General features: G+C 44.7%; 13 protein-coding genes and 1 riboswitch. Of the genes, 6 read left to right on the top strand and 7 right to left on the bottom strand.

Annotated features, from left to right (window positions below; all coding sequences use genetic code 11):
• Positions 1–17 precede the first annotated feature (17 nt).
• From ABIN91_RS20210 to ABIN91_RS20190, 5 genes are all read left to right on the top strand, one after another.
• Entirely contained in the window at positions 18–323 is a 306-nt protein-coding gene (locus ABIN91_RS20210; protein WP_348053296.1) for a phage tail protein, read from the top strand.
• 592 nt (positions 324–915) lie between these two features.
• Positions 916–3,363 carry a bifunctional aspartate kinase/homoserine dehydrogenase I gene (gene thrA, locus ABIN91_RS20205; RefSeq protein ID WP_348053294.1) on the top strand — a complete coding sequence of 816 codons (2,448 nt, stop codon included), beginning with the start codon at positions 916–918 and terminating at the stop codon, positions 3,361–3,363.
• 56 nt (positions 3,364–3,419) lie between these two features.
• A complete protein-coding gene (locus ABIN91_RS20200; protein WP_348053292.1) occupies positions 3,420–4,379 on the top strand; it encodes a homoserine kinase in 960 nt (319 codons plus the stop codon).
• Between the two features lie 4 nt (positions 4,380–4,383).
• Entirely contained in the window at positions 4,384–5,694 is a 1,311-nt protein-coding gene (gene thrC, locus ABIN91_RS20195; protein ID WP_348053290.1) for a threonine synthase, read from the top strand.
• A 125-nt stretch (positions 5,695–5,819) separates the two neighbouring features.
• A complete protein-coding gene (locus ABIN91_RS20190; protein WP_348053288.1) occupies positions 5,820–6,431 on the top strand; it encodes an HAD family phosphatase in 612 nt (203 codons plus the stop codon).
• 3 nt (positions 6,432–6,434) lie between these two features.
• On the opposite strand, the gene metF is transcribed toward ABIN91_RS20190, so the two are convergent.
• The 5 genes from metF to murQ form a co-directional block, all read right to left on the bottom strand.
• Positions 6,435–7,391 (bottom strand): methylenetetrahydrofolate reductase [NAD(P)H], encoded by a 957-nt coding sequence (gene metF / locus ABIN91_RS20185; RefSeq protein WP_348053286.1) that lies wholly within the window; start codon positions 7,389–7,391, stop codon positions 6,435–6,437.
• 169 nt (positions 7,392–7,560) lie between these two features.
• A complete protein-coding gene (gene metH, locus ABIN91_RS20180; RefSeq protein WP_348053284.1) occupies positions 7,561–11,277 on the bottom strand; it encodes a methionine synthase in 3,717 nt (1,238 codons plus the stop codon).
• A 149-nt stretch (positions 11,278–11,426) separates the two neighbouring features.
• Positions 11,427–11,537: riboswitch (SAM riboswitch) on the bottom strand.
• Positions 11,538–11,696: 159 nt separating this feature from the next.
• Positions 11,697–12,437, bottom strand: coding sequence for a Bax inhibitor-1/YccA family protein (locus ABIN91_RS20175; RefSeq protein ID WP_348053282.1), 741 nt, complete (start codon positions 12,435–12,437; stop codon positions 11,697–11,699).
• A 56-nt stretch (positions 12,438–12,493) separates the two neighbouring features.
• On the bottom strand, positions 12,494–13,060 hold the full coding sequence (locus ABIN91_RS20170; protein ID WP_348053280.1) for a hypothetical protein: 567 nt from the start codon (positions 13,058–13,060) through the stop codon (positions 12,494–12,496).
• Between the two features lie 36 nt (positions 13,061–13,096).
• Positions 13,097–13,909 carry an N-acetylmuramic acid 6-phosphate etherase gene (gene murQ / locus ABIN91_RS20165; RefSeq protein ID WP_348053278.1) on the bottom strand — a complete coding sequence of 271 codons (813 nt, stop codon included), beginning with the start codon at positions 13,907–13,909 and terminating at the stop codon, positions 13,097–13,099.
• 112 nt (positions 13,910–14,021) lie between these two features.
• Between murQ and ABIN91_RS20160 the strand changes: the two genes are divergently transcribed.
• Positions 14,022–15,611 (top strand): S41 family peptidase, encoded by a 1,590-nt coding sequence (locus tag ABIN91_RS20160; protein ID WP_348053276.1) that lies wholly within the window; start codon positions 14,022–14,024, stop codon positions 15,609–15,611.
• 51 nt (positions 15,612–15,662) lie between these two features.
• Here ABIN91_RS20160 and ABIN91_RS20155 read toward each other — a convergent pair whose 3' ends face one another.
• On the bottom strand, positions 15,663–16,595 hold the full coding sequence (locus ABIN91_RS20155) for a hypothetical protein (RefSeq protein ID WP_348053274.1): 933 nt from the start codon (positions 16,593–16,595) through the stop codon (positions 15,663–15,665).
• Between the two features lie 114 nt (positions 16,596–16,709).
• Positions 16,710–16,979: hypothetical protein (locus tag ABIN91_RS20150; protein ID WP_348053273.1), on the bottom strand; the 270-nt coding region annotated here is incomplete at its 5' end.

Here is a 16,979-nt window from a genome sequence, read left to right as displayed (position 1 = left end):
TAACATAATTAAAATATATGCAAGGTTTCCCATCGCCGCAATTAAATGTAAATGTGCCTGTGGGTACAATTGTACTTTATCCAGACTTCTCCGCTGAACCCTCAAGGCAGATTAACATAGAAGCCTGGGGCTGGATGATCTGTGATGGGCGAACAAGTGATATTCACTTATATCCCGAATTGTACGCCGTTATTGTTGCTACTTATAATAAGCCCGGTGATGATGGTGGTTCATTCAGGCTTCCAGATCTGGGTGTTCAACAAATAAATAATCTGCCTTTTAGGTATCTTATTAAGTTTACCTATGGCAATATATTCCGTTAGTAACAGCGTTCAATTGTTAATTATAAAATGTAAGAAACAGGTTTTTAATATATTTTATACTTTTTAATTACGATTTGTATTCCGCGGGTTATACCCAAAACTCCAATAACAATTCCGCTTGCAATCAACACTGTTCCCATAGTTTTTAAATTTGATACGATAGGTGTAAATCAAATACTATGCCAAATGGTATATTTTATTTTTCTATGGTTAATATAATTAATCAAAATTTAATGGTTGTTACAGTAACGATGTATAGAATACATTTCCTACTAAATCAATATACTTTATCGCAAAAAGATCAAATAAAATTGCATATATAAAATTTAACTGCTTACTTTACCGTCGCTAATCAATTGAGCGGCAAGCAAACAGAGAAATGAACACAAAGTCGATTATTACAAGCACAACAACAACTACCACCGGGGTTAAAACGGAGGAAGGATAGTTTTTGGGATTAATAATCAAAATATAAAACCACAAAAAAGCCTTCCTCCGAAAAGAGAGAGGCTTTTTTGTTTTAAAGCAATAAGGGAATGAGTGAGCAGGAAACTGTCTCAATACTCAAATCTCAATACTCATATCTAATAAAATGAAAGTTCTAAAATTCGGAGGCACATCGGTAGGGTCGGTATCCAGTATCAAAACCGTACTCAACATTCTTGAAAAAGAGGTAGCAAACGGTAAAAATCCCGTAGCTGTATTATCCGCCATGAGCGGTGTAACCAACTTATTGGCCGCTATGGCCGAGAAGGCAGCCACGGGACAAACGTTTACGGCTGATTTGGCCGAATTAGAACGCAAGCATTTTGATGTGATCAAGGCGCTGATGGATGTACAGAGCCAAAATCCGGTGTTCACCAAACTGAAGATCTACTTTAATGAGCTTGAAGATTTGCTGCAAGGCATTTACAGTCTGCGCGAGTTAACTGCCCAAACCCGCGACTTAGTGTTAAGTTATGGCGAGCGTTGCTCAACTTTTATGATCAGCAAAATTGCGGCACAGCAATTCCCGAACGCGGTATTTGTTAACGCTGCCGACCTGATCAAAACCGATAGCAGTTTTGGCCATGCCAAGGTTGATATGGCTTTGACCGATATGCTGGTGCGCAATTATTATTACGATAACACGGACAAGTTGCTGTTCGTTACCGGATTTATATCCAGCAACGAAGATGGTCGCATCACAACTTTAGGCAGGGGTGGCAGCGATTATACCGCTGCTATTATAGGTTCGGCATTAAATTGCAGCGAGATCCAGATATGGACTGATGTAAACGGCATGATGACCGCCGACCCGCGCATGGTTAAAAAAGCGTTCTCGTTACCGGAATTATCTTATACCGAAGCGATGGAGCTTTCTTTCTTCGGCGCGAGGGTAATTTACCCACCAACCATGATCCCGGCTTTTTTGAAAAAGATCCCTATCCGCATTCTCAATACTTTTGATGTAGATTTTGAGGGTACTTATATCAAGCACGATTGCGCTGCTTCTAATCTTCCGATAAAAGGTATCTCGTCGATCAATGAGGTAAGCATCATTAACCTGGAAGGTAGCGGTATGGTGGGTAAAGCTGGCTTTAGTGGTCGCCTGTTTTCGATGCTGGCCCGTGAGCAGATCAGCGTGATACTGATCACTCAATCATCTTCAGAGCATAGCATTACCTTCGCTATTCCTCCCGCGGATGCGGTGAAAGCCCAGCACTTAATTGAGCAGGAATTTGAACTGGAACTCGCAGCTAAAAAGCTGGACAAACCACAGATAGAACCCAACCTATCTATATTGGCCATAGTTGGCGAGAATATGAAACAAACTCCGGGTATTTCCGGAAAATTGTTCCATGCTTTGGGCCGTAATGGTATCAATGTAAGGGCTATTGCGCAGGGTTCGTCGGAGTATAATATCTCGGTTATCATATCTAAAAACGATATGGCCAAGGCGTTGAACGCTGTGCACGATTCTTTCTTTGAGTTACTGAATAAAACGCTACATGTATTTGTGGCCGGTACAGGTAATATCAGCACCACGCTGTTTAAACAGTTGGGTGAGCATGCCGCGTTTTTGGAAAAGAATAATGGTATCCAGATAAAAGTGGTTGGTGTGGTGAATACCCGGAAGATGGTTTTCAATTCGGATGGTTTATCGTTGGATAACTGGAAAGAAACTTTGGAGGAATCTAACAAACAAGCCAGTTTAGAAGGCTTTGTGGCCGAGATGAAGCAGATGAATTTGCCTAACTGCGTGTTTGCCGATAATACCGCGAGCCCGAAACCAATTGAATACTACGATACTATTTTTAAATCGAATATATCGATAGTTACCTGTAATAAGATTGGTAACTCGGCATCGTACGAGCAATATAAAACCTTTAAAGATAGCGCCCGCAAACACGGTGTCGATTTTTATTACGAAACCAATGTGGGTGCAGGTTTGCCAATAGTACGTACATTGAAAGATTTGATGATGAGCGGCGACAGGGTGATCAAGATAGAAGCCATCCTTTCGGGGACGATATCTTTCATCTTCAATAACTTTAAAGGCGATGCCACTTTCCATGATACCGTAAAAATTGCCCAGGAAAAAGGCTATACCGAACCAGACCCGCGTGATGATTTACGTGGTACCGACTTTATGCGCAAAATGCTGATACTGGCCCGCGATGCTGGTTATGTATTAGAACCAAGCGATGTTAACATTGAAAGCATGTTGCCAAAGGCTTGTTTAGATGCCGGTACTGTGGATGAGTTTTACAAGGAGTTGAACAACGAAAACAAGTTCTTCGCCGATATGAAGGCTATGGCCGAAGCAGAGGGAAAAGTGTTGCGTTATATTGGTCAGTTAGAAAACGGACAGGTATCCATCACTCTGCAAATGGTTGATGAGAACCATCCTTTTTATACCTTATCGGGGAGTGATAACATCATATCGTTCACCACTGAACGCTATAAAGAGCGTCCGTTGGTAGTGAAAGGACCGGGCGCGGGTGCCGAAGTTACCGCGGCCGGTGTGTTCGCGGATATTGTGAATGTGGGAGCGTAGAGCCCCCTAACCCCCTGAAGGGGGAACGAATAGTTGAATAAAGAATTTATAAAGAAATGGACATAATAAACTCCCCCTTTAGGGGGTTGGGGGGCCTAAAAGTATTTGCTCCGGCAACAGTTGCCAATGTAGTTTGCGGCTTTGATGTGCTGGGTTTCGCGGTTAACGCGCCTGGCGATGAAGTGGTGATGCGTTTTACGGATAAGCCCGGCGTAAGCATCAGCAAAATTACCGGTGACAATGGCCGCCTGCCCATGAGCGCGGATAAGAATACCGTGAGCGCCAGTGTGCAGCATTACCTAAAGCACATTAACCGTACTGATGTTGGTGTGGATATTGAGTTGCACAAAAAGATGCCGATAGGTAGTGGATTAGGTTCAAGTTCGGCGAGTACGGTGGCGGGTTTGTTTGCCATTAATGAGCTATTGGATAGGCCACTTACCGCGATGGAAATGGTGCCCTTCGCCATGAAGGGCGAGGAGCTTGCCTGCGGTACCGGTCATGCCGATAACGTGGCCCCGGCTATGTTGGGCGGCTTTGTACTGATACGCAGTTATGAGCCTTTGGATATTATTAAGCTGCCCACACCTAACCTGTATTGCGCTATTGTTTTCCCGGATGTGGATGTACCTACGCGTGATGCCAGGCAAATGATCCGCAAAAGCGTATTGCTGAAAGATGCGGTGGTGCAGTGGGGTAACGTAGCCGGCTTGGTTACCGGTTTGTTTATGAATGATATTGACCTGATAGGCCGCAGCATGCACGATGTTTTAGTTGAGCCAACACGATCTATACTAATACCTGATTTTTATAAGATGCGCGAGATGGCGATGGAATTGGGCGCTGTAAGTTTCGGTATTTCGGGTTCTGGCCCGTCGGTATTTGCGTTTACACGAGATGAGCAAACGGCCGTTAATATCACCAATAAAATACAACAACATTTAACCGGTTTACACATTGCGAGTGAAACCTATGTTTCGGCCGTGAACCAAGAAGGGCCAAAAATAATCGGATAAGATCATGAATTTTTACAGTACTAATAACACATTAACCCAGGTTCCGTTTAAAGAAGCGGTTTTTAATAGCTTACCGCAGGATAAGGGATTGTATATGCCAGTGAGCATCCCGCAACTGGATGCCCACTTTATCAAGAACCTTGATAAATATTCCCTTCCGGAGATCGCTTTTGAGGTGGCTAAAACATTGCTGTCAGGTTCTATCCCGGAAAATGATCTGAAAGCTATAATTGACGATGCCATTAACTTTGAGGCACCAATAGTAAAGCTTGAAGAGGACGTTTATGTGCTGGAGTTATTCCATGGCCCATCGTTAGCTTTTAAGGATTTTGGCGCCCGCTTTATGAGCCGGGTGATGAGCTACTTTTTGCGTGATGGCGAGCAACTGCTGGATGTATTGGTAGCCACCAGCGGCGATACAGGAGGTGCCGTAGCCTTAGGCTTTTTAGGTGTGCCGAATACCCGGGTAACTATATTGTACCCTAAAGGGAAAGTAAGCGCGATACAAGAGCAGCAATTAACCACCAATGGCAAAAACATTCGTGCTATTGAGGTTGACGGTACTTTTGATGATTGCCAGGCTTTGGTTAAACAAGCTTTTACTGATAATGAACTAAATAAAAAGTTCCGCTTAACATCGGCAAATTCTATCAATATCGCAAGGTTAATTCCGCAAACATTCTATTACTTTAATGCTTATGCGCAGCTATTGCGCGAAGGTAAAAGTGAAGTGACATTCTGTGTACCGAGCGGAAATTTTGGTAACATAGGCGCAGGTTTACTGGCCTGGAAATTGGGCCTGCCGGTTAAACAATTCATCGCTGCTACTAATGCCAATGATACCGTTCCGGCATTTTTGAATGGCGGAGTATATGAGCCTAAGCCATCGGTGCAAACCTTATCAAACGCGATGGACGTGGGCAACCCAAGCAACTGGGTACGCATTGACGAAATGTTTAAAGGTGATACTGCCGAATTGAAGAAACTGGTTCGGGGTGTAAGCTATACAGACGAGCAAACCGTTGAAGCCATTAACCAGGTTTACAGCCAATATAATTATGTGGTTTGTCCGCATACTGCTATCGCCTGGAAAGCTTTGAAGGATTACCAGGTCCAGCATCCGGAAGATCAAAGCGCGGGTGTGTTTTTATCTACGGCTCATCCTTGTAAGTTTCCAGATGTGTTTTCGGATGAGATCCACGCGGCTATTGTGGTGCCTGAATCTGTGAAAGAAATGCAGGGTAAGTTGCCCGTTGTGAGCGCGATGGGTAGCGATTTTAAAGGGTTTAAATGGTGGTTATTAAATAACGAATAAAAGGAATTCTCAAATTGTCATTGCGAGGAACGAAGCAATCGCACGGAGGCATAGCGGCCATGCTTATTCGCCCTGTATAGTTCGCGATTGCTTCGTTCCTCGCAATGACATAGCTTTTTTAACCCATGATCACCACCATCATCTTCGACCTCGGCAATGTATTGATAGACTGGAATCCATACCTGCTCTATCGCAAACTGTTTGATCATGATGAAGACATCAAAACGTTTCTGGATGCCATTTGCACTATGCATTGGAACGAGGAACAGGATGCCGGGCGATCTATAAAGGATGGTACCGATTTGCTGGTTCAGCAATTCCCCGAGCATGAGGCTAATATCCGCGCTTATTATGAGCGTTGGGAAGAAATGTTAGGCGGTGCTATCCCGGGAACGGTGGAGCTGTTTAAACAGTTAAAAGATAGCGGTAAGTACAAGCTTTACGCTTTAACCAACTGGAGTACCGAAACTTTCCCTATCGCCTTAAAGCATTACGATTTTTTGAGTTGGTTTGATGGTATTGTGGTATCAGGCGCCGAAGGTATGCGTAAACCTGTTCCGGAGTTTTATCAGCTGCTTTTAGATAGATACGATGTTAAAGCTGGCGAGTGCTTGTTTATTGATGATAACTACCGCAATATCATTGCCGCAAGGGAAATGGGGATTGAATCTATTCACTTTGTTTCGGCTGATGAATTAAAAAAAGCATTTGAAGATCTCAATATTCAAATTCAGTAGCTACTAAAATACCGCCTGCGCAATGCGTTTAGTAGGCTCGGGGTTACCCATGGTATAAAAGTGCAGTAGGGGTATGCCAAACTCAACCAGCTCTTTACATTGCTGTATCATCCATTGTATGCCTACTTCTTTAACATCCTTTTCGTTTTTACAATCGGTAATGGCCTCGCTCAATGCTTCCGGAATATCGATATGGAATATTTTGGAAAGGCTGATCAATTGCTTGGATACGGTAATAGGTTTTAAGCCCGGAATAATAGGCACATTGATACCATTGGCCCGGCAGTTATTTACAAACTCGATGTATTTGCTGTTATCAAAAAACATTTGGGTTACAATGAAGCCTGCGCCCATATCAACCTTTTGCTTGAGATATTTAAAGTCGGTTTTTAGGTTTGGGGCCTCGAAGTGTTTTTCAGGGTAACCGGCAACGCCTATGCAAAAATCTGTTTTGTAGGCTGATGGGCCGGTATCGTGCAGGTACATGCCGTTGTTCATGTTCACTACCTGGCCTAATAGGTCGGTAGCGTAGGCATGGCCGCCGGGAGTCGGTACGAAGCCGGATTCTGCCTTTCGGGCATCACCACGGAGCACCAATACGTTGTCGATGCCTAAAAATTGCAGGTCGATAAGGGCGTATTCGGTTTCTTCCTTAGTAAAACCACCACATATTAAATGCGGAACGGCATCAACCTTATACTTATTCATAATGGCCGCACAAACCGCTACAGTACCAGGGCGTTTGCGGGTGATGAGTTTTTCTAACAGGCCGTTATCGTGCTCTTTGTAAACGTGATCTTCACGCAGGGAGGTTACATCAATGAATGGAGGGTTCAACTCCATTAAGGGATCGATGGCGTTATAGATGCCTTGTATGCTTTGACCCTTTATTGGGGGAAGTAGTTCAAAAGAAAAGAGAGTCTTTCCATTTGCGTTTTTAATATGCTCCGTAATTTTCATGTGCAACCCCAGTGAAGGCTTATTTAATCTTATTGTGCAATTATATGTAAAACTATGTCATTTCGAACGAGGTACGAGAGGGAAATCTTCTGCTTTGTTCTTGTGCGTTTGCATGGTGTTGACCGGCAGCGCGCAAAAGATTTCTCCTATCGTCGAAATGACATGGTGGTTAGTAGTTAATATTCGGACTCAACCAACGTTCTACCGTTTCTAAATCCATTTGTTTTCTTTCTGAGTAATCAATAACCTGATCTTTCCCAATCTTACCCAAACCAAAATATCTGGCTTGTGGGTGCGCGAAGTAGAAGCCACTTACTGATGCGGCCGGTGTCATGGCTAAGCTTTCGGTTAGATGCATTTTGGCGTTTTCTTCGGCTGATAGTAGTTCGAACAGTGTTGTTTTTTCGGTGTGATCCGGACAGGCGGGATAACCCGGTGCCGGGCGGATTCCCTGATACTTTTCTTTGATCAGGTCTTCGCTGCCTAAGCTCTCATCTTTGGCGTAGCCCCAGTAATCTTTACGCACCAGTTCGTGCATTTTTTCGGCGAAGGCTTCGGCTAACCTGTCGGCTAAGGCTTTGGCCATAATGCTGTTGTAATCGTCGTGATCGGCTTCGTATTTGGCTACTAACTCGTCGCAACCGATACCTGCTGTTACAGCAAAGCCACCCCAATAATCTGCAACACCACTTTCTTTGGGCGCGATAAAATCGGATAGGGCGTAATATGGTTCACCCTTTACTTTCTCTGCCTGTTGGCGAAGCGTGTAAATGGTTGATAATACTTCGGTTCGGGTATCATCGGTGTATAGTTCAATATCGTCGCCAACGCCGTTAGCTGCCCAGAAACCGATAACGCCATTGGCCTGCAATAATTTGTTATCTACAATCTCGGTTAATAAAGTACGGGCATCATCATAAAGCTTTTTGGCTTCAACGCCTACCACCTTATCGTCAAATATTTTAGGGTAGCTTCCGCGGAGTTCCCAGGTGTGGAAGAAAGGTGTCCAGTCGATGTACGGAACAAGTTCTTCTAACGGATACGCTTCGATAACTTTAGTGCCTAAAAATGATGGCTTGGCAGGGATAGCATCCAGGTCTAAATCGATAGTTTGCTTTCTTGCATCATCAATGGTTACAAATCGCTTGTCGCTCTTTTTGTTCAAATGCGCTTCGCGGGCCTTGGCGTATTCATCCTTAATGCCTTGAATATAGCCATCACGATTATCTTTGTTCATCAGGTTGCTGCACACGGTTACACTACGTGATGCATCCAAAACGTGAATTGCCGGGCCAGAATAGTTAGGGTCGATCTTCACCGCGGCGTGGATGCGTGATGTGGTTGCACCACCAATAATTAACGGAATGGTGAACCCTTCGCGTTCCATCTCTTTGGCAAAGTGAACCATCTCATCTAACGATGGGGTGATCAATCCGCTCAAACCAATGATATCAACGTTTTGCTTTTTAGCTTCCTCGATAATTTTATGTGCCGGAACCATTACCCCAAGATCGATGATCTCAAAGTTATTACAGGCCAGTACTACGCCTACAATATTCTTCCCAATATCATGCACATCACCTTTTACAGTGGCCATCAATATTTTACCGGCATTGCTGCGGCCGCCGCTATCGCCACCACCGGCGGCTAATACACGGGCTTTTTCTGCGGCTATGAATGGCAGCAGGTAAGCCACGGCTTTTTTCATTACACGGGCAGATTTTACAACCTGTGGTAAGAACATTTTACCCGCGCCGAATAAGTCGCCCACGATGTTCATTCCATCCATCAGCGGGCCTTCAATAACCTCTAATGGTTTAGGGTATTTTTGGCGGGCCTCTTCCACATCATCGTCAAGGTATTCAATAATACCTTTTACCAGCGCGTGCGATAGGCGTTTTTCAACAGGGTCTTTACGCCATTCTTCGTCTTTAACAATCTCTTTGCCCTTGCTTTTTACGGTATCGGCGTATTCAACCAGGCGTTCGGTTGAATCGGGACGGCGATTTAATAATACATCTTCAACCAGCTCTAACAATGGTTTTGGGATCTCTTCGTATACTTCAAGCATCCCGGCATTTACAATACCCATATCCATACCGGCCTGAATGGCGTGGTATAAAAAGGCGGAGTGCATCGCCTCGCGCACGGTATTGTTTCCCCGGAAGGAGAACGAGATATTACTCACACCACCGCTTACTTTAGCATACGGCAGGTTTTGTTTTATCCAGCGGGTAGCCTCAATAAAGTCTACAGCGTAGTTGTTGTGCTCTTCAAGTCCCGTGGCAACGGTTAATATATTGGGGTCAAAAATGATGTCTTCGGCAGGGAAGCCAACCTCCTTCACCAAAATATCGTAGCTGCGCTGGCAGATCTCAATACGACGCGCCAAACTATCGGCCTGACCAGTTTCGTCAAATGCCATCACTACCGTAGCGGCACCATAAGCCATAATTTTACGGGCAGATTCTATGAATTTTTCCTCTCCCTCTTTCAACGAGATGGAGTTAACAATGCCTTTGCCTTGTAAACACTTTAAACCAGCCTCTATTACGGTCCATTTACTGGAATCGACCATGATAGGCAGCTTGGCTATATCTGGCTCAGAAGCGATCAGATTCATAAACTTGGTCATGGCTGCTTCCGAGTCTATCATACCCTCGTCCATGTTCACGTCAATCACCTGCGCGCCGCCTTCAACTTGTTGGCGGGCAACTACCAATGCGCCTTCGTAATCTTCGGCTAAAATGAGCTTGCTGAATTTTGGCGAACCTGTAATATTGGTACGCTCACCTACGTTAGCGAAGATGCTTTCGGGGGTGAGGGTAATAGCTTCGAGGCCACTCAAACGCATGTTGTTTTGAATAACCGGGATCTGCCTTGGCGGGAAATTATCTGCCTTGCGGGCAATGCAACTGATGTGATCGGGCGTGGTGCCGCAGCAACCACCAACAATGTTCACCAGTCCGGCCTGCATAAAGTCTTCCACCAGGTGGGCGGTTTCGTGCGGGGCCTCATCATAAGCGCCAAATTCGTTTGGCAAACCCGCGTTGGGGTAAGCCGAAATATATACTCCCGCTTTAGCGGATAATTCTTCGATGTGAGGGCGCATGTCCTTAGCTCCCAAAGCGCAATTTAAACCAACCGATAACAGGTTAGCATGGCGAATGGAGTTCCAGAAAGCCTCAACGGTTTGCCCGGATAAGGTACGTCCCGAGGCATCGGTAATGGTACCTGATATCATAATACCGCCCGTTTTGCGGAAAGCCGGGTAATCTTTACCCGCTGCCTTACACTCATCCTCATATTTTTTGATGGCGAAGATCGCTGCCTTGGCATTCAAGGTATCGAATATAGTTTCGATCAATAGTACATCCGAACCACCATCAACTAAACCACGAACCTGCGTGTAGTAAGCTTCTACCAGATCGTCAAAGCTAACGGCACGGTAACCAGGATCATTTACATCTGGCGATAGGGAAGCAGTACGGTTGGTTGGCCCGATGGCACCGGCTACAAAGCGGGGTTTATCAGGGTTTTTGGCCGTATATTCATCGGCTACTTCGCGGGCTATGCGTGCGCCTTCAAAGCTTAGCTCATAGGCTAATTCTTCGAGGGCGTAATCGGCAAGTGAAATTACCTGTGTGCTGAAAGTGTTTGTTTCGATGATATCGGCACCAGCCTCCAAATATTCGGCGTGGATGGCTTTGATAATATCGGGGCGTGTTATGTTGAGCAGGTCGTTATTACCCTGCAAATCTGAATGATGATCTTTAAAACGTTCCCCACGGAAATCGGCTTCCTGCAATTGGTACCGTTGTATCATGGTGCCCATTGCCCCGTCGATGATGAGGATGCGTTTTTTTAGTTGTTGTCTGATATCCATGTAGTATCAAGTAGTTAGTATCACGTATCAAGTACGAAGAATATCAGTAGCAGATTTTGACGATCAGAAAATCATCTTGCTACTTGATACTAATTACTTGATACTAAAAAAAAGCTTATATCGAAAAGTCGGGCGTTAATATTGACTTTCGCTTATCTGTCCCGGGCCGCGAAGTGTGACCTGAGTAGAATGTAGCACCTTGTAAGTACAGGTTGCTAAGACATCGCAGGGTCTAATCCCTCCGTCTTTCTCTATAAGCAGCGCAAAGTTGCACAATAAAAGGGAGAGATGCAAGAGTTAAGAATCAGGAATCAAGATAGGACACGGTGCTGACTTAAGTAACCCGATGCTTTTAGTTTCTGCCTTAAACAGCAAAAGCCCCCGTTTTTGGCGGAGGCTTTGCGTAAAGAGTTTACTGATTAATTCCGTCCGCGGCCACCGCCGAATAAGCGCAGCAGCATCAGGAACAGGTTAACAAAATCAAGATATAAGCTCAATGCGCCCATTAAGCCTAACTTGCTTTTCAGGGTACCATCAATATCTTCGGTTGCGGCTATCTGTTTTAGCTTTTGAACATCGTAAGCGGTTAAACCGATGAATACGGCTACACCAACAAAACTGATGATATAATCTAATTGATTGCTTTGCAGAAACCAGTTTACTACTGATGCGATGATGATGCCAACTAAGCCCATCATCATTAGGGAGCCAAACTTGGTTAAATCGGTTTGAGTGGTATATCCGGCAATAGCCATAACCGCAAACAGTACCGATGTGCTTGCGAATACGCCTAATATGGCGTTGATAGTGTATTGTAAAAAGATTGAACTTAAACCAACACCCATTACCGCCGCAAATGCGATGAACAATACAACCAGTATAGGGTAAGCCAGTTTTTGTAAGCCCAAGCCCATTACCATGATGAAAGCGAAGGGCGCAAATATTGTTAATGTACCTAAACCTGTTCTTTGGCCTGTAGTGGCATCGTATATAACATCGCGAACGCTTGGGTTAAAGGCGGCCTCGAAAGCGCAAAGTGCCGATATGCCTAATGCTAAAAACATCCATAAAAATACGTTGGCCATAAACTTGCGGGTTACCGTGTTTTCATCAACCTGGATGATATTATCGTACGTGTAATTTAATTTATTGTTGTCCATTTTATTAAAAATATGATTGGTTTTTGTTACTCAAATATAACGTTAAGAATTGATATTTAGTTTAAGCGTTTTACCAGTTGTTCTTCTACCTTTTTGAATACCTGGAGGGGTTTTAGGGTGCGCCAGTTCAGATCATCTAACACGCCGCCGAAGTTGATGTAGTAATCGATATTGTTGCGTTTGAATTCGCTGATCACATGATCGCGGAAGTTGATACCTGCTATCCAGCCATCTTCAACCTCCTGGAACCATTCTTCGTAATAGCAATCATCGCTGGAGTGGAAGTTTAAAACGTTTTCGCCGATCAGGATGAATTTGTCTATTCCGGCATCCATCATCAGTTCGATGATCTCGCGCTTGAGCAGCATAATGTCGTTGTCGATGGCATCGTTCCACTCGCCAATTAATTCGATGATTGCGTAGTTACGGTCGTAATCGGCAAACAGTACTTTAATGTACATGGTGTTTGAGCCGAAAGAATCCCACTGGGGGTGGAGCAGGTAATTGTACACCTGCTTATCAAACTCAAACTCGTTATATTCGGTAGCATAAAAAGGCGATAGCTCATCTTCCGATGCTACGTAATCGTCTCTCCAGCGGTAATATGGCTCTATCTCGTGCATTTAACCTTCTGTGCTTAAAACGAAAGTTTGTGTTGCTTATTTCTTCTGCATGTACTTATCAACCGCTTTGCGCACGCTGCCGTGTTGCTCTAACAATTCGGCGGCGGTTTGCTCGTCGGCACCGGTGGCATCCATCACCATACGGGTACCACGATCTATCAGCTTATGGTTTGATAGTTGCATATCCACCATTTTATTGCCCTGTACGCGGCCCAATTTGATCATTACCGATGTGCTCAGCATATTCAATATCAGCTTTTGGGCTGTGCCGGCTTTCATCCGGGTTGAACCCGTAACAAACTCGGGGCCTGTAACTACCTCAACCGGGTATTGCGCTACAGCGGCAACCGGGCCTCCCTCGTTACAAACTATGCAGCCTGTGGCAATGCCATGCTCGTTAGCTGTGCGCAGGCCGCCAATAACATAAGGCGTAGTGCCCGACGCGGCTATACCTACCACAACATCCTTCTCGGTGATATCATATTCCAACAAATCTTTCCAGGCTTGTTCGGTGTCATCTTCGGCAAACTCAACCGCTTTGCGGATGGCGCCATCGCCACCGGCTATGATGCCTACTACCCAATCAAAGGGTACGCCGTAGGTTGGCGGGCACTCTGATGCATCAACAACGCCTAAACGGCCGCTTGTGCCTGCACCTATGTAAAACAACCTGCCGCCGTTTTGCATGCGTTTGGCGGTAACGGCTACCAATTTTTCTAATTGCGGGATGGCTTTTTCTACAGCCAGCGGTACGCTTTTATCCTCCTGGTTAATGTTGTGCAGTATCTCTGATACCGACATTTTATCCAGGTTATGGTAGTAGGATTCCTTTTCTGTTATTATTTCCACGTTAAATGCTTGTTTAGCAAAAATCGGTAAATTTTTGGAGATACTTAATGCAATCGTACATAAAAATTATTGCTAAAGCTATGCTTTGTTTATTTTAGCAGCCATACAAGGCATGAAAATCAACTTTTTTAACCTGTTTAGCGCAATTATTATCCTGTTTATGGGTGTAATAATTGGTACGATATTGAACGATCGTGGTTGGGGAAGGCATGCTTTTAGTTTTGGGAAAGACAATAAACTATCCAGTGTGGTGAGGCTGGTGCACGATAGATACGTGGATTCGGTTGATGTGGATAGCCTTGAGGGCGAAACCGTGAACCAGTTTTTACAAAACCTCGATCCGCATTCGCTCTACCTTCCGCCGCAGCGGGCGCAATCTGTTAACGAAAAGCTGAACGGTGGTTTTAACGGCGTTGGCGTATCGTATCAGTTGATTGATGATACCCTTTACATTACACAGGTTGTGGCAGGTTCGCCGGCAGCCAGGGCGGGTGTTATTGGCGGCGACAGGGTGATTAACCTTAACGGGAAGCCATTTTCCGGCACGCATCTCACTATCCAAACCATTCATAAAGCCTTTGTGGGGCCAAAAGATAGCGGGCTGCAATTGGGTTTACTGCACCATGCTTCGGCGAAGGTGTTAACCGTGAACCTGAAGCGTGGCCGCGTTAACTTGAGTAGTTTAGATGCCGCTTACATCATCGCCCCGCAAACCGGCTACATTAAAATAAGCAAGTTTGCCGCCACTACCGACCGGGATTTTAAAGCAGCCCTTAAAAAGCTGCAAGCCCAAGGTATGACCAAACTTACACTCGACCTGCGCAATAACGGCGGTGGCTACCTGAGCGCGGCAACCGCAATGGCCGACGAGTTTTTGCCTGCCGGGAAACTTATTTTATACACCAAAGGCGTTCACGAACCCCGTACCGATTATTTTAGTACCGATACCGGCAGCTTTGAAAAAGGCAAGCTGGCTATCCTGATCGACGAATATTCGGCATCCGCGAGTGAGGTTTTGGCTGGCGCGATGCAGGATCTGGACCGGGCCACTATTGTGGGAAGGCGTTCGTTTGGTAAGGGGCTGGTGCAGGAGCAGTTTGCTTTTAAGGATGGCTCGGCGGTTAATTTGACTGTGGCGAGGTACTATACACCATCGGGCCGGTCGGTACAAAAATCGTATCATGGCGGCGTTGAGCGTTACCATAACGAGCTGGCCAGCCGGATGCAAAAGGGCGAACTGTTTTCGGCAAAGAACAACCTGGATGATAGCCTGTTCCAACAACCATCCAAATATCATACCCTGAGCGGTAAAAAGGTGTACAGCGGTGGTGGCATTATGCCCGATGTATTTGTACCTGCCGATACCGTAAGCAATACCAAACTGCTGTATGATTTAAACAACCAGGATATTTTTATGGCCTATGTGCTGCAAAAAATGCAAGGCAAACTGGCCAAATATCCCACTTTCAACAGCTTTAACAAAGCTTATACCGTTACCGATGATGAACTTACCCGCTTTATTATTTACGCTACCAAAAGCTTAAAGCAGATGGATTCGGGAGAGATCGAACGTTCAAAGGCGAATATCAAACGTTATTTGAAGGCTGCCGCCGCGCACTTTAAATGGGGTGACGTGGCTTACTATACCAGCATTAATGATGAGGATGTCGCGGTGAAGAAAGCCGTTGAGGTGGTGCAGTAATAAAAGCTGCCTCGGGTATTTAAGGCAGCTTTTATTGTTTGATCTATGCAATTATTGGTACAAGTATTTATCGGTTAAGTATTGCATGCACTCCTCAAATATCCGGAATGCCTGGGCCTTATCATCAGCAACTAACGATGCTACCGATGTTTTGAAGTAGTTATGGTAAAGTGTTTGGGCTACCTCTGTTTTGGCGACATCTTTATACAACTGCTCCATTATTGATGCCGAAATGGTGTAATATTTTTCGATAGCCGCGCTTGCTAAATTCTCGTTTAAAACAATATCTCTAAAGCCGCGCAAAATATTTAACTCTCCTTCTTTGTTGGCTGCATAATACTCGGCAACATAGGTAGCAACACAGGTAATGTCGCTTTCCATACCACAATCAGTATCTGGCGGACAGAGTTTTCCATGGTCGAGCCCGTCATCATCCCCGTCGATTGACCGGATCACCGGTTTCAGTGTTGAATTTGAAGTAATATCGTACCCGAAATTGTAACTAACATATTCATCAGTTACCCGGTTAATTAGTTCCAGCAAACCTGCCTTTCCTAAAAAGTAACCCCTTAAAATTTTAGTATACGCAATTTCGGGATTCTGGCTTTTCATCCTGAAAACATGATTAACTTGTTTGCCACAGGCATCATCCAGGGATATCATATCGCCATTGTGAGTGTAAAAGCCGCTTTTGTTAAAAATCACATTTGGGATATTGCCTTGCATGGTAAAATTGCAGGGCATTAATATGATCACCCTCGATGCAGCATCGTTCTTATCGCCCAGGCCGTACATGAAACGGATCCCCGAAACGTTTTCGTTATCGAGCAGGTTTTGGATCACAGATCTTTTGATGTTTACCGAAGTAATTTCATCAGGAAAACTTTTTCTGAAATTAGCAGTTAAATGCGCGCACTCCTGTTGGCTTCTAAACTCACCAACGTACAAAGGATTTGTTTTTGAGGTTGTTTTGATAAGATTCATAGTGGTTATTTAAAGATGATTAATTGATTGAAAATAAGCACTATATTTTTTATTTGCAAGTAGGAATGGTGGAAATTAATATGGCTAATTAGGCAGGATTAAATAAGCGGCCTGCTATGTTCGTGCAGATACTTCCATGGCTCCCGCAAGGCTCTCTCTTGCGGTACAACCGTTAATCACCAAATTGCTGCAACCCTCATTCATCGCATCCACAAGGGGGGATAAAGTAAGAATATTTTCGTCTTTTTTAGTTCCATTCCCGGCAACAAATCCTAAATCACCATCCGCGTCAACAACCAAAGCTTCCGGCTTCAAGCTTCCCGCTTCCTGCTCTTTTTTGTCTTGATTCTTGGCTCTTGATTCTTGAGTCTCAAAGAAACCCAG

Origin of the sequence: Mucilaginibacter sp. (genome assembly GCF_039921305.1) — a bacterium.
Classification (GTDB): domain Bacteria; phylum Bacteroidota; class Bacteroidia; order Sphingobacteriales; family Sphingobacteriaceae; genus Mucilaginibacter.
The sequence above is the reverse complement of the archived record's forward strand: the minus strand, read 5'-3'. Positions and strand labels throughout refer to the sequence as shown.

Coding starts and splice junctions, on each gene's coding strand:
- metH (WP_348053284.1), bottom strand. CDS start 11,277: ATGGATATCAGACAACAACTAAAAAAACGCATCCTCATCATCGACGGG.
- ABIN91_RS20160 (WP_348053276.1), top strand. CDS start 14,022: ATGAAAATCAACTTTTTTAACCTGTTTAGCGCAATTATTATCCTGTTT.
- thrA (WP_348053294.1), top strand. CDS start 916: ATGAAAGTTCTAAAATTCGGAGGCACATCGGTAGGGTCGGTATCCAGT.
- ABIN91_RS20155 (WP_348053274.1), bottom strand. CDS start 16,595: ATGAATCTTATCAAAACAACCTCAAAAACAAATCCTTTGTACGTTGGT.
- ABIN91_RS20175 (WP_348053282.1), bottom strand. CDS start 12,437: ATGGACAACAATAAATTAAATTACACGTACGATAATATCATCCAGGTT.
- ABIN91_RS20170 (WP_348053280.1), bottom strand. CDS start 13,060: ATGCACGAGATAGAGCCATATTACCGCTGGAGAGACGATTACGTAGCA.
- metF (WP_348053286.1), bottom strand. CDS start 7,391: ATGAAAATTACGGAGCATATTAAAAACGCAAATGGAAAGACTCTCTTT.
- ABIN91_RS20210 (WP_348053296.1), top strand. CDS start 18: ATGCAAGGTTTCCCATCGCCGCAATTAAATGTAAATGTGCCTGTGGGT.
- ABIN91_RS20190 (WP_348053288.1), top strand. CDS start 5,820: ATGATCACCACCATCATCTTCGACCTCGGCAATGTATTGATAGACTGG.
- ABIN91_RS20200 (WP_348053292.1), top strand. CDS start 3,420: ATGGACATAATAAACTCCCCCTTTAGGGGGTTGGGGGGCCTAAAAGTA.
- thrC (WP_348053290.1), top strand. CDS start 4,384: ATGAATTTTTACAGTACTAATAACACATTAACCCAGGTTCCGTTTAAA.